A 12,559-nucleotide genomic window follows, 5' to 3' on the forward strand; every position below is an offset into this window, starting at 1 on the left:
GACCTCACGGCGCCGCTCGTGCTCGACCAGCGCTTCACCATCACCCTGGGCTTCCGTCACGCGGGCGAGATCGACGTCGAATTCCACGTCGAGCACGCGCCGGGCGACTGACCTTTCATTCCTCTCTCCCTCGGGGGAGAGGGAAGGGTGAGGGGGTCTCTCCGCGTGGGAACCAGTTGACACAAAACACGGCTGAGGCCGCCCGCGCATAATGCGGGCGTCAGGACTCGCTGAAAGACCCCCTCACCCCGGCCCTCTCCCCCTGCGGGGGCGAGGGGGAGTACTTACAGATCCCCCGTCACGCACTTCTTGGCGAGGGCCTTGTACTGCTTCTCCGTGAACTGGATCGGGTTGCCGCCGGCAGAAGGATCCTTGATCGCCATGGCCGCAACCTCAGTGAGGCGCTTGGTGTCGATGCCGATGTCCTTCAGCGCATGGGGAATGCCGATCTCCTTCCTGAGCGCCAGGATCCACTTGAGGAAACCGTTGAAGCCGCCCTTGATGCCGAGATAGGCGGCGGCACGCTCGATGTCCGTCTCGATCTTGCGGCGGTTGGCCTTCACCACATAGGGCATGATGATGCCGTTCAGCAGGCCGTGGTGCGCATCATAAAGGCCGCCGAAGGGGTGGGCGATCGCGTGAATGGCGCCAAGCCCGCGCTGGAAGGCGGTGGCGCCCATGGAGGAGGCGACCAGCATGTTGCCGCGCGCATCAAGATCCTTCGGCTTCTTCACGGCCTTGGCAAGATTGTCCTTGACGAGGCGCATGCCTTCGAGCGCCACGCCCTGCGACCAGGGATGGTAGAACGGCGCGCAATAGGCTTCGAGGTTATGGGCCAGCGCATCCATGCCAGTGGCGGCGGTGAGCTTCGGGGGAAGGCCGACGGTGAGTTCCGGGTCGAGGATCGCCACCTTGGGCATGATGCCGGGGTGGAAGATGATCTTCTTCTCATGGGTGATCGGATGCGTGATGACGCCGGCGCGGCCCACTTCCGAGCCGGTGCCCGCCGTGGTCGGCACGGCGATGATGGGCGAGATCACCGAGGCGTTGGCCCTCGTCCACCAGTCACCGATATCCTCGAGTTCGAAGATCGACAGGTTCTGCGCATGCATCAGCGCGATCATCTTGCCGGTGTCGAGCCCCGAGCCGCCGCCCAGCGCCACGACGCCATCATGCTTTCCCTCCTTGAAGGCCTTGCAGCCGGCGAGCACGTTCTCCTCCACCGGGTTGGGGCGCACATCGGCGAAGAGGCCTGCCTTGAGGCCCGCCTTCTTCAGGTCCGCCATGATGTCCGCCACCATCGGCATGGCGGCCAGACCCTTGTCGGTCACGACCAGCGGGCGCTTGATGCCGTTGGCCTTGCACAATTCCGCCAGTTCCCTGATGCGGCCCGCGCCATACTTGATGGCGGTCGGGTAATTGATGTTGCGGTTCGGAATGGCCATGGCGTGTCTCCTGGGTGACGTCTAATGTTTCATAGGTCTGATGTGCTCGTCACCCCCAACGAGGGCGTCACCCCGGCGAAGGCCGGGGTCCCGCTGCGGGCGCCCAAAGCGGGATCCCGGCCTTCGCCGGGATGACGCCAGGAAGGGAGGGTGACGCATCAAGGGTTCAGTACCTCTCAAACCCGCGCTTCAATTCGAGGTCGGTGATGCGGCGGTCGAATTCGAACTGCTCCCACTTCGCGGTGTGGACATAGTGGTCCACCACCTCGTCGCCCATCACCGAGCGAAGGAAGGCTGACTCATCAAGGAGCTTCGTCGCATCGCGCAGCGTCTTGGGAATTTCGCGCAAGCTTCGCGACGTGTCATAGATGTCGCCCGAAACCACGGGCTCGAGCTCCATCTTCTTCTCGATGCCATCGAGGCCCGCGGCGATGAGGGCGGCGAAGGCGAGATAGGGGTTGAGGTCGGCGCCACCCACCCGGCACTCGACGCGCACCGCCTTGGTGTCCGTCCCGCAGATGCGGAAGCCGGCCGTGCGGTTATCGAAGCTCCACACCGCACGGGTGGGCGCGAAGGTGCCCGCCATGAAGCGCTTGTAGGAATTGATGTAGGGCGCGAGGAAATAGGTGATCTCGCCGGCATGGGCCAGCTGGCCCGCGAGATAGTGCTTCATCAGCCCGGACATGCCGTGCTCGGCACCCTTCTCGAAGAACAGCGGCTTTTCGTCCAGCGTCCAGAGCGACTGGTGAATGTGGGAGGAGTTGCCCGCCATGCCATAGTCCCACTTGGCCATGAAGCTGACGGACTTTCCGATATTGTAGGCAATTTCCTTCGCACCATTCTTGATGATGGCGTGACGGTCCGCCATGTCGAGGGCCTCGGCGTATTTGACGTTGATCTCTTCCTGGCCCGGGCCCCATTCGCCCTTGGAGTTCTCCACCGGGATGCCGGCACCCGCCAGCCCGTTCCTGAGCGCGCGCATGTAGACCTCTTCCTTCGAGGTCTGCAGGATGGAGTAGTCCTCAATGTAATAGGCGGCGGTCTTCAGATTGCGGTAGCCCTTCTGGTTCGCCACCTCGAAGCTGTCATCGAACAGGAAGAATTCAAGCTCCGAGGCCATGTAGGCCTTCATCTGCATCGCCTCGAGGCGCTTCAGCTGCTTCTTCAGGATGGCGCGGGGTGAATGCGGCACGTCCTCATGGGTGTGGTGGTCGAGCACGTCGCAGAGGACGAGGGCGGTGCCGGGAAGCCACGGCGTCTTCCTCAGTGTACGGAGGTCTGGCTTCAGCACGAAATCGCCGTAACCCTTCTCCCAGCTGGTGGCCTTGTAGCCGGGCACCGGCTCCATCTCGATGTCGACACCGAGGAGATAGTTGCAGGCGTGGGTCTCCTCATGGCCGCCATCGACGAAATAGCGGGCATGGAAGCGCTTGCCGACGAGGCGGCCCTGCAGGTCGACCATCGCAGTCACCACCGTGTCGATGGTGCCGGCGGCCACTTCGGCCCTCAGCTCGTCAAGGCTCAGCATACCTTCACTCATGTCGTTCTCCCGTCCCTTCTATATGGTTGCGGCCTGGATGAGCGGCACGGAGAGCCGCTGGGCCCATTCGTCCTGGCCGCGCTCGGTGGCCACCAGGTCATTCCTGATCTCGATCATGGCATGCTGGAGGCCGCGTGCGAAGCCATGCATGTTGAGGGTGTGGAGCACGCCGTCCTTGGGGCCATAGGGCTCGTTGAGGCGCGCATCGATATTGGGGAAGCTCTTGATGAGCTTGGCGGAAAGCGCCGTGTCGCGGTCATGCAGGATACCGAGCTCGACGCTGCGGGGCTTGCCCTTGTAGACGGGCGTGAAGGAGTGGATCGACACGATGAGGGAGGGGCGGCAGCCCGCGGCGCGCCGGTCAAGCACGAGGGAGACGCCGTCATGGAAGGGCCGGTAGATCTCCCGCGCCCGGGCGAGCCTGTCTTCCGCCGCGAGCTTGCGGTTGCCGGGAATGGCGGTGAGCTCGCTCACCTCCGGAATGGCGCCGGGCGATTCCGGCGGCCGGTTGCAGTCATAGGCGAGCCGCGAATAGCGCTGCAGCAGCAGCGGTGCATCCATGAGACGGGAGAGGAGGCGCGCCACGTTTTCCGCCCCGATGTCCCAGGCGATGTGGCTCTGGAGTTCCGGCGCTGAGAGGCCGAGCGTGCCGAGGCGCCGCGGCAAGAGGCGCGAAGCGTGCTCGCAGATCAGCACATAGGGGGAGCGCCCCTCTTCATTGACGGCAATGAAGGGGCTTTCCTCGTCGTCGTGGAGCAAGGCTCCCATCCACAGCGTCTCCGGGGAATTCGGCGTTGTTGTAGCAATGATTTCAGATTGTACGGAGACTGTCAAATTCGTTACACTGTTTGTCCGACCCTCCGGGAGAAGCATGATGCCGCCGCACCGCATCGCCACGGTTGCCGAACGACTGCGACTGATGTCAGGCGATCTCACCGCCGCCGAGCGCAAGCTGATGGCGGCACTCTTCGCCAATTACCCCATGGCGGGTCTGGGCAGCATCACCGATTTCGCACGCGAGGCCGAGGTCTCCACCCCTTCCGTGCTGCGGCTTGCGAAGAAGCTGGGCTTCCCCGGGTTTCCCGCCCTGCAGGAGGAGCTGCGCTCAGAGCTTTCCGCCCAGCTTCAGAACCCCATCGCCAAGCATGAGCGCTGGGCGGCGGACGCGCCCGATACCCACATCCTGAACAAGTTCGCCACCGCCGCGATGGAGAACCTCTCGGGCTCGCTCAAGCTGATGGACCACCGCGCCTTCGATGCCGTCGTGGCGCTACTGGCGGACCGGAAGCGGCAGATCCACATCGCCGGCGGGCGGATCACGGGCGCGATCGCCGGCTATCTCGCCACGCACCTGCAGATGGCGCGGCCGGGCGTGGGGCTGCTGCCCGCCGCACAGTCGCTCTGGCCGCAGTACCTGCTCGACGTCGGCGGGCAGGACGTGCTCGTGCTGTTCGATATCCGCCGGTATGACGCGCGCATGCTCGATCTTGCCGTTTCCGCCCGAGAGCGGGGCGCGAAAGTCGTGCTCATTACCGACCAGTGGATTTCCCCAATTGCGAGACTTGCCGTGCATTCACTTCCGCTCCGCATCGAAGCGCCTTCCAGCTGGGATTCGAACATCGTGCCGCTGTTCGTGGCCGAGGCCCTGGTCGCCGCCACCGTCAACGCCTCCTGGCGCGAGACCGAGGCCCGGATCGCGATGCTCGAGGCGATCTCCGACAGCGGACGGCGCGGCAAATGACGGAGACCTATGATTACGTGATCGTGGGCGCAGGCTCCGCAGGCTGCGCCATGGCCTACCGCCTGGCGGAGAACGGCAAGAACACCGTCTGCGTGATGGAGTTCGGCGGCAGCGACCGCGGGCCCTTCATCCAGATGCCGTCGGCCCTGTCCTATCCCATGAACATGAACCTCTACAACTGGGGCTTCGAGACGGAGCCCGAGCCGCAGCTGGGCGGACGGCGTCTGGCCACGCCGCGCGGCAAGGTGGTGGGTGGCTCCTCCTCCATCAACGGCATGGTCTATGTCAGGGGACACGCGAAAGACTTCGACACCTGGGAGGAGATGGGCGCCAGGGGATGGGGCTTCCGCCATGTGCTGCCCTATTTCAAGCGGCAGGAAACCAGCCATGGCGGGGAAGACGGCTGGCGCGGCAGCGCGGGCCCGCTGCATGTGAAGCGCGGGCACCTTAACAATCCGCTCTACTCCGCCTTCATCGAGGCGGGCCGCGAGGCAGGCTATCCGGTAACCCCCGATTACAACGGCGGCCAGCAGGAAGGCTTCGGCCAGATGGAAATGACCGTCCATAACGGCATCCGCTGGTCTGCCGCCAATGCCTATCTGAGGCCCGCCCTGAAGCGCGGCAATGTGCGGCTCCTGACCCATGCCATGGCGCATCGCGTCCTGTTCGAGGGCCGGCGCGCCGTGGGTGTCGAATATGACGTCCGCGGCAAGGTCAGGCAGGTGAAGGCGCGGCGCGAAGTCATCATCGCGGCCTCAACGATCAATTCGCCGAAACTCCTGCAGCTGTCAGGGATCGGTGCGCCAGACACGCTCAAGGCCGCAGGCATCGAGGTCATCCATGCACTGCCCGGCGTGGGCGAGAACCTGCAGGACCATCTGGAGGTCTATTTCCAGATCCGGTCCCGCGAGCCGGTGACGCTGCATTCGCAGCTCAACCTCGTCTCCAAGGGCATGATCGGCGCCGAATGGCTGCTGCTGAAGACGGGCCTCGGCGCCACCAACCACTTCGAGTCCTGCGGTTTCATCCGCTCGGCGGCGGGTGTTGAGTATCCGGACATCCAATATCATTTCCTGCCAGCCGCCATGCGCTATGACGGCACGGCCGCCTTCGACGGCCATGGCTTCCAGGTGCATGTGGGCCCGATGCGCTCGAAGTCGCGCGGCCATGTGCGGGTGAAGAGCGCCGAACCCAGTGCCGCGCCCACGATCCTGTTCAACTATCTTTCCCACCCCAGCGACATGCCGGAATGGCGCCGGGCCATCAGGCTGACGCGTGAGCTGTTCCGGCAGCCCGCCATGCAGCGCTATGCGGCCGAAGAGATCCAGCCGGGTGCCGATGTGGATACCGACGAGGAGATCGACGCCTTCGTGCGCGAGCACTGCGAGAGCGCCTACCACCCCTGCGGCACCTGCCGGATGGGAGCGGCGGATGACCCGATGGCGGTCGTCGACCCCGAGTGCCGGGTGATCGGAATCGAGGGACTGCGCGTGGCGGATTCCTCCATCATGCCGCAGGTGACGAACGGAAACCTGAACGCACCGACCATCATGATCGGCGAGAAGGCCAGCGACCATATCCTCGGCAAGAACCCGCTGCCGCCCTCGAACCAGGAGCCGTGGATCAACCCCGGCTGGCGGACGGCCCAGCGGTAGAGGAAAACAATCCTTGACTTTTATTCCTAACCAGTGGTAGGCACACACCAGACGTGCCTGCTGCTGATTGACATTGTGAAAACAAAATCGGACCTCCCTCAAGGGTCCGTCCTTCCTCCGGCGAAGGCCGGGGTTCTGGCCTTGGGCGCCCAAAGCCGGATCCTCGCTTTTGCCGGGGTGAGGGCGCGTTAGCGTCAGGCGCCCGCCTCGGCGAGGAAGAGTTCCCTCAGCTTGCGCACCACCGGGCCGGGCTGGCCGCCGCCGATGCGGTGGCCGTCGATCTCCACGATGGGCATGACGAACTGCGAGGCAGAGGTGAGGCAGGCTTCATCCGCGGCATAGGCTTCCTCCACCGTGAACTTGCGCTCCACGATCTCCACCCCCTCCTCCTTGGCCAGGCGGAACAGGGCGCGCCTGGTGCAGCCGGCGAGGATCTCGTTCGACAGGCCGCGGGTGATGAGCTTGCCGTCCTTCACGATATAGGCGTTTGAAGAGGTGCCCTCGGTGACGAAGCCGTCCTCCACCATCCAGGCTTCATGGCAGCCCTTCTCATAGGCCTCCTGCTTGCCGAGAACGGAGGCGAGCAGCATCACCGTCTTGATGTCGCGCCTGGCCCAGCGCAGGTCGGGCGTGGTGACGACCTTGACGCCGGTGATGGCGTTGGGATTGTCCACGAGCTTCATGGGCTGGGTGAAGGCGATGAGCGTGGGCTTCACCTTGTCCTTCGGGAAGTTGAAGGCGCGGTCAGCCGCACCGCGGGTGACCTGCATGTAGATGATGCCCTCGGAGAGGCTGTTGCGGCGGATCAGCTCGGCGTGCATCGCATCCAGCGCCTCGCGCGTGCAGGGCCAGTCCATGCGCAGTTCGGCAAGCGAGCGGCCAAGGCGCTCCATGTGTGCGGGATAGTCGACGAGCTTGCCATTCACCACGGCGCTCACCTCATAGACGCCATCGGCGAAGAGGAAGCCGCGATCGAAGATCGAGACCTTGCCTTCCGACTCCGGGAGATATTCGCCGTTCACGAACACGGTGCGCGCCATCGCCATGAGCTCCTTCATCCTGCAGGGCCTCTAAGCACGATTCCAGCGCCTGAATCCATGGGGGTTGTGGCGGGCATGGCAGGCGGCTAGGACAGAGGTTCCGTCAACAGCCAGACAGGACATCATGGCGCGTCACATTCCGGAGGCAGCGGTCAAGGCCATGCTGGCCCGCGAAGAGGCCCTCTTCACCCAGCGCAACCCGGCTTCGAAGCGGCTCTCCGAAGATGCGGCGCGGAACTGGCTGAAGGGCGTTCCCATGCACTGGATGGTGGATTGGGGAATGCCGTTTCCGCTGTTCGTGACGAAGGCGCAAGGGGTGGACGTGACCGATGCGGACGGCAACCGCTATGTCGACTTCTGCCTCGGCGATACGGGCGCCATGTTCGGCCACTCGCCGCCGCCCGTGGTGGAGGCCCTGCAGCGCGAGGGCGCCAACGGCTTCACCACCATGATGCCATCGCCCGATGCGGCGGTGGTGGGCGCGCTGCTGGAGGACCGTTTCGGCCTGCCCTGCTGGCAGGTGACGGCCACCGCCTCCGACGCCAACCGCGCGGTGATCAAATGGTGCCGGGCGATTTCCGGCCGCAGCAAGATCCTGGTCTTCAACCACTGCTACCATGGCGCGGTGGACGACACATATGTGACGATCGACGGCGGCGTGGCCCATGCCGACCCCGCCCTGATCGGCGAGGTGAGGGATCTCACCGCATTCACCAAGGTCGTCGAGTTCAACGACGTTCCGGCGCTGGAGAAGGCGCTGGAGGACCGTGACGTGGCCTGCGTGCTGGCCGAGCCGATCATGACCAATGTGGGCATGGTGCTGCCCGAGGACGGCTACCACGCGAAGCTGCGCGAGATCACCCGGGCGGCGGGAACGCTGCTCGTCATCGACGAGACGCATTGCATGTCCTCCGGGCCCGGCGGCTATACCCGCGAATACGGGCTCGCGCCTGACGCCATGGTGCTGGGAAAGCCCATTGCGGGCGGCATTCCGGCCGCCGTCTATGGCTTCACGCAGGAGGTGACGGACAGGATCCGCGCCTTCCTCGAGACGCGCACACCGGGCCACTCCGGCATCGGGACCACGCTGTCGGGATCGAAGATCCAGCTGGCGCTGATGCGCGCGGTGCTGGAGAACTACTTTACACAGGAGGCGTTCAGTCCCCTCATCGCGCTGGCCAAGCGCCTCGAGAAGGGGATTGCCGACGTCATCATCAAATATGGGGTGCCGTGGCACGTCGTCCGTGCCGGGGCCCGGGTGGAATTCATGTGCACGCCCGCGCACCCCAGGAACGGCGGCGAAGCTGCGCAGGTGATCCACCGGCCGATCGACGTGGCCGTGCATCACTATCTCCTGAACCGCGGGGTGATCGTCACCCCGTTCCACAACATGATGCTCATCTGCCCGGCAACAACCGGGGCACATGTGGGCCAGCTGGTCGAAGGGCTCGACCGCTGCCTCGCAGAGCTGATGAGCTGAGACGGAGACGACGACAATGGCTCTTGTATTTCCCCGCCGCGAAGCCGAAGCGCAGGCTTTCCTTGACCAGAACCCCGACATTGAAAGCGTGCATGTGGTGTGGACCGACATGTGCGGCGTGGCGCGCGGCAAGGTGCTGCGCCGCGACGAGGTGTTGCCCGCCTGGAAGGACGGGCGCTTCATGCCGATCTCGGCGCTCGTCCTCGACATCACCGGGCAGGACGTGCCGGAAACGGGTCTGGTCTTCGACGAGGGCGACCGCGACATGCTGATGTGGCCGGTGCCGGGCAGCATGGTGCGCGTGCCGTGGGCGGCGGTGCCGACCGCCCAATACATCGCCACGGTGCATGACCTCGATGGCACGCCGCACTATGCCGACCCGCGCAATGCGCTCGACCGGATCGTCAGGCGCTTCGAGAGCGAGCTGAAGATGACGCCGGTGGGCGCGGTGGAACTCGAATTCTTCCTGATGGACCGCGCCTCCGCACTGGCCGGAAAGCCCATCGCGCCGAAGGCCCAGATCAACGAGGCGCGGCCGCAGCACTACCAGCCCTATTATCTTCAGGATACGGAGGATTTCGCGCCCTTCTTCAGGGACCTCTATGCCATGTGCGAGGTGCAGGGCCTGCCTGCCAAGACGCTGATTTCCGAATACGCGCCGGGACAAATGGAAATCGTGCTGCGCCACCGCGCGGACGTGCTGAAGGCCTGCGACGAGGGCATCATGCTGAAGCGGCTGATCAAGAACGCGGCGGAAAAGCACGGGCTTGCCGCCACCTTCATGGCCAAGCCCTATTCAGCCTGGACGGGATCGGGCATGCACATTCACGTGTCGCTCGGCGATGAGGACGGCAACAATCTGTTCGCGGCCGAGGACCCGGCGCAGAACGAACTCCTCATGCATGCAATCGGCGGGCTCAAAGCGGCGATGGCGGAATCGATGCTGATTTTCGCGCCCAATGCCAATTCCTACCGGCGTTTCCGGCGCAATTCCTATGCGCCGGTCTCCGCCTCCTGGGGCATCAACAACCGGACGGTTTCCCTGCGCATTCCGGCGGGCCCGCCCAAGGCCTGCCACATCGAGCACCGGCCCTCGGGTGCGGACGCCAACCCCTATCTCGTGATGGCGGCGATCCTTGCCGGCATGCACCACGGCATCGTGGAAAAGTGCGACCCCGGCAACCCGGTGACGGGCAATGGCTATGACCGCCGCGCCAAGTACATTCCCGGCAACTGGTTCGACGCCATCGACGCCTTCTGGCGGGCATCGATCCTGAAGGAGTATTTCGGCAAGGAATTCGTCGACACCTATTGCACGCTGAAGGAGGTGGAGGCGGACCGCTTCTATGCCGAGCCCACGGCGCGCGACTTCGAATGGTACCTCAGGACCGTCTGAGGCAGGGACAAGAGACATGCCGCCGGATTTCATCTTCGCACTTCCGCATGGCGGCATGTTCCTGGTCATTCTCGGGACGGTCGGGAGCATCGCCCTGGCGCTTCATGTGGCCGTTGCGCGCTGGCCGCTCAGGCAGGTGAGCCAGCGGCTGCCGGAGCTTTCGCCCGCCATCATCACCCTGTGCGGCACGTTGTTCGGCCTGTCGGTGACTTTCCTCGCCAATTCGGTGTGGACCACGGAAGACCGCGCGCGGCAGATGGTGAACACCGAGGCGCGCGACATCCGGGTGATCAGGGTCTACATGGATCAGCTTACCGGGCCAACGCAGGATGCCTTCACCCATTTGATCACCGCCTATGCCAATGCAGTGGCGGACGAGTGGGACGCCATGACCGACGCCGATGCGCGCGCGCCAGCCGAACGCGAGCTCAGGGATCTTTACGCGGCGGTGATCAACGGCTTTTCGGAGGGCGAGCAGAACCGCATGATCCAGCAGCGGCTTCTCGCGTCGCTCGACAGCCTGTCGATTGCCCGGCAGCAACGGCTGTCGATGGCGCAGGATGTGGTGAGCGCCGGGCAATGGCTGCTGGTGTCCGGCCTCGGGCTGCTGCTGATGGTGATGGTGGCGCTGGGGCACGCCCGCTTCCCCCTGCCGCGCGGCGTGGCCATGGCCGCGATGACGGCCGCCATCACGCTGGCGCTCTTCGTCATCGTGGTGCACGACCGCCCGTTCGTGGGCAATGCCGCGCTGTCACCCCAGCCCATCCTGCGCGCTGCCGGCGTGGCGCAGTGAGTGGCGGCCTATTCCCCCTTCGCCTTCTTGGACGAGGTCATCAGCCGGTCGATGTAGGCGAGCAGCAGCGCTGAGACAACGAAGGCCATGTGCATGATGGTGAGCCACATGAGCTGGCTGTCGGTGAACTGCTGGACGTTGAGAAACACCTGCAGCAGGTGGATCGACGAAATCGCCACGATGGTGGAAGCGACCTTGATCTTGAGGGAGCCCGCATCGACCTTGCCCAGCCAAGAGATTTCGGTGCCATCGGCATTGTCGAAGCGGCTGACGAAATTCTCGTAGCCCGAGATGATGACCATGACGACGAGGCTGGCCACCAGGGCGGCGTCGATCAGGGAGAGCATCTTCAGGATCGTGTCGGTCTCGGCCAGGGTGAGCAGCTTGTCGGCGAAGTGATAGAGCTTGGTCGTGAAGGACACCGCATAGAGCAGCAGCGCCAGCGCGAGCCCCAGGTAGAACACCACCAGGAGCCAGCGGGAAGCGAGAATGATGGCCTCGACCGTATGTTCGACTTTCTTCATGGAAAAGGGACCCGCCATTTGACGGGTCCCTGATAGCGCATCCTCCGCGCGAGGCAAAGAGGGGGGTGTCAGTCAGCCGCCTTCGACATGGGCTCCGGCATGTCGTTCCGGGTCTTCCACAGCGACCACAGGATTCCTGAGGCCAGAACGCTGATGGTGACGGCGAGCGAGATGGCCGTGTCGATCTTGATGCCGAGCGGCACGAGGAAGATCTTGATTCCGACCAGCACCAGGATGACCGCCAGCGAGTATTGCAGGTACTTGAAGCGGTGCATGGCGGCGGCCAGCGCGAAATAGAGCGCGCGAAGGCCCAGGATGGCGAAGATGTTGGAGGTGTAGACGATGAAGGGATCCTGCGTGACGGCGAAGATGGCCGGAACGGAGTCCACCGCGAAGATCAGGTCCACGAACTCCACGATGATGAGGGAGACGAAGAGCGGCGTGATGAACAGCGCCATCTTGCCGGTCTTCGGATCGATCTGCCGGATGGTGAACTTCTCGCCGTGGAGCTCGTCCGTGACCCGGAAGTTCTTCTTGATCAGCCGCAGCATCCAGTTGTCTTCGAGCGAGTGCTTGTCGTTCGAGGTCTTGAACATCTTGAGGCCCGTGAAGACCAGGAAAGCGCCGAAGAGGAAGAGGATCCAGGAGAAGGACATGACGAGCGCAGCGCCCAGCCCGATGAGGATGGCGCGGAACAGAATGACGCCCAGAATGCCCCAGAACAGCACCCGGTGCTGGTAGATCCGGGGAATCTTCAGGAAGCTGAAGACGGTGGCGATGACGAAGATATTGTCCATCGCCAGCGACTGCTCGATCAGGTAGCCGGTGTAGAACTCAAGCCCTGACTGGGCGCCCCGCGCATACCAGACCCAGGCGCCGAAGATGAAGGCGATGGCCATGTAGCCGCCGTAGAGGATGAAGCTTTCCTTGGCCTCGATCTCCCGC

Annotated in this window: 11 protein-coding genes; 5 read left to right on the forward strand and 6 right to left on the reverse strand. The window is 64.2% G+C overall.

What is annotated here, in order from left to right; all coding sequences use genetic code 11:
• Window positions 1–284 precede the first annotated feature (284 nt).
• The 3 genes from ACILRA_RS11525 to ACILRA_RS11535 all read right to left on the reverse strand — a co-directional run bounded on the left by ACILRA_RS11525 (window position 285) and on the right by ACILRA_RS11535 (window position 3,753).
• On the reverse strand, window positions 285–1,445 hold the full coding sequence (locus ACILRA_RS11525; RefSeq protein WP_395662244.1) for an iron-containing alcohol dehydrogenase: 1,161 nt from the start codon (window positions 1,443–1,445) through the stop codon (window positions 285–287).
• Between the two features lie 166 nt (window positions 1,446–1,611).
• Window positions 1,612–2,985, reverse strand: a complete 1,374-nt coding sequence (locus ACILRA_RS11530) for a glutamine synthetase family protein (RefSeq protein ID WP_395662245.1) — start codon at window positions 2,983–2,985, stop codon at window positions 1,612–1,614.
• A gap of 18 nt (window positions 2,986–3,003) precedes the next feature.
• A complete protein-coding gene (locus tag ACILRA_RS11535) occupies window positions 3,004–3,753 on the reverse strand; it encodes an N-formylglutamate amidohydrolase (RefSeq protein ID WP_395662246.1) in 750 nt (249 codons plus the stop codon).
• A gap of 103 nt (window positions 3,754–3,856) precedes the next feature.
• On the opposite strand from ACILRA_RS11535, the gene ACILRA_RS11540 reads away from it, so the two are divergent.
• Both ACILRA_RS11540 and betA read left to right on the forward strand, forming a co-directional pair.
• Window positions 3,857–4,726, forward strand: a complete 870-nt coding sequence (locus ACILRA_RS11540; protein ID WP_395662247.1) for a MurR/RpiR family transcriptional regulator — start codon at window positions 3,857–3,859, stop codon at window positions 4,724–4,726.
• Window positions 4,723–6,381, forward strand: a complete 1,659-nt coding sequence (gene betA, locus ACILRA_RS11545) for a choline dehydrogenase (protein ID WP_395662248.1) — start codon at window positions 4,723–4,725, stop codon at window positions 6,379–6,381. The genes ACILRA_RS11540 and betA overlap by 4 nt, the downstream gene beginning before the upstream one ends.
• A 194-nt stretch (window positions 6,382–6,575) precedes the next feature.
• On the opposite strand, the gene ACILRA_RS11550 is transcribed toward betA, so the two are convergent.
• The gene (locus ACILRA_RS11550) at window positions 6,576–7,421 is read right to left on the reverse strand and encodes a D-amino-acid transaminase (RefSeq protein WP_395662254.1); all 846 of its coding nucleotides are present in this window, start codon (window positions 7,419–7,421) and stop codon (window positions 6,576–6,578) included.
• 124 nt (window positions 7,422–7,545) lie between these two features.
• Here ACILRA_RS11550 and ACILRA_RS11555 point away from each other — a divergent pair, with 124 nt between their 5' ends.
• From ACILRA_RS11555 to ACILRA_RS11565, 3 genes are read left to right on the forward strand one after another with little or no spacing between them, the layout of a single operon-like run.
• Entirely contained in the window at window positions 7,546–8,901 is a 1,356-nt protein-coding gene (locus ACILRA_RS11555; RefSeq protein WP_395662249.1) for an aspartate aminotransferase family protein, read from the forward strand.
• A 16-nt stretch (window positions 8,902–8,917) separates the two neighbouring features.
• Entirely contained in the window at window positions 8,918–10,297 is a 1,380-nt protein-coding gene (locus tag ACILRA_RS11560) for a glutamine synthetase family protein (RefSeq protein ID WP_395662250.1), read from the forward strand.
• A gap of 16 nt (window positions 10,298–10,313) precedes the next feature.
• Window positions 10,314–11,090, forward strand: coding sequence for a hypothetical protein (locus ACILRA_RS11565; protein ID WP_395662251.1), 777 nt, complete (start codon window positions 10,314–10,316; stop codon window positions 11,088–11,090).
• An 8-nt stretch (window positions 11,091–11,098) separates the two neighbouring features.
• Here ACILRA_RS11565 and ACILRA_RS11570 read toward each other — a convergent pair whose 3' ends face one another.
• The gene (locus tag ACILRA_RS11570) at window positions 11,099–11,614 is read right to left on the reverse strand and encodes a TIGR00645 family protein (RefSeq protein WP_395662252.1); all 516 of its coding nucleotides are present in this window, start codon (window positions 11,612–11,614) and stop codon (window positions 11,099–11,101) included.
• 68 nt (window positions 11,615–11,682) lie between these two features.
• Window positions 11,683–12,559: TerC/Alx family metal homeostasis membrane protein (locus tag ACILRA_RS11575; protein ID WP_395662253.1), on the reverse strand; the 877-nt coding region annotated here is incomplete at its 5' end.

Origin of the sequence: Aestuariivirga sp., from assembly GCF_044239095.1 — a bacterium.
GTDB lineage: Bacteria > Pseudomonadota > Alphaproteobacteria > Rhizobiales > Aestuariivirgaceae > Aestuariivirga.

Excerpts from the sequence above, each read along its gene's own strand:
- ACILRA_RS11525 (WP_395662244.1), bottom strand. The coding sequence starts at position 1,445 with ATGGCCATTCCGAACCGCAACATCAATTACCCGACCGCCATCAAGTAT.
- ACILRA_RS11530 (WP_395662245.1), bottom strand. The coding sequence starts at position 2,985 with ATGAGTGAAGGTATGCTGAGCCTTGACGAGCTGAGGGCCGAAGTGGCC.
- ACILRA_RS11535 (WP_395662246.1), bottom strand. The coding sequence starts at position 3,753 with ATGGGAGCCTTGCTCCACGACGACGAGGAAAGCCCCTTCATTGCCGTC.
- ACILRA_RS11540 (WP_395662247.1), top strand. The coding sequence starts at position 3,857 with ATGATGCCGCCGCACCGCATCGCCACGGTTGCCGAACGACTGCGACTG.
- betA (WP_395662248.1), top strand. The coding sequence starts at position 4,723 with ATGACGGAGACCTATGATTACGTGATCGTGGGCGCAGGCTCCGCAGGC.
- ACILRA_RS11550 (WP_395662254.1), bottom strand. The coding sequence starts at position 7,421 with ATGGCGCGCACCGTGTTCGTGAACGGCGAATATCTCCCGGAGTCGGAA.
- ACILRA_RS11555 (WP_395662249.1), top strand. The coding sequence starts at position 7,546 with ATGGCGCGTCACATTCCGGAGGCAGCGGTCAAGGCCATGCTGGCCCGC.
- ACILRA_RS11560 (WP_395662250.1), top strand. The coding sequence starts at position 8,918 with ATGGCTCTTGTATTTCCCCGCCGCGAAGCCGAAGCGCAGGCTTTCCTT.
- ACILRA_RS11565 (WP_395662251.1), top strand. The coding sequence starts at position 10,314 with ATGCCGCCGGATTTCATCTTCGCACTTCCGCATGGCGGCATGTTCCTG.
- ACILRA_RS11570 (WP_395662252.1), bottom strand. The coding sequence starts at position 11,614 with ATGAAGAAAGTCGAACATACGGTCGAGGCCATCATTCTCGCTTCCCGC.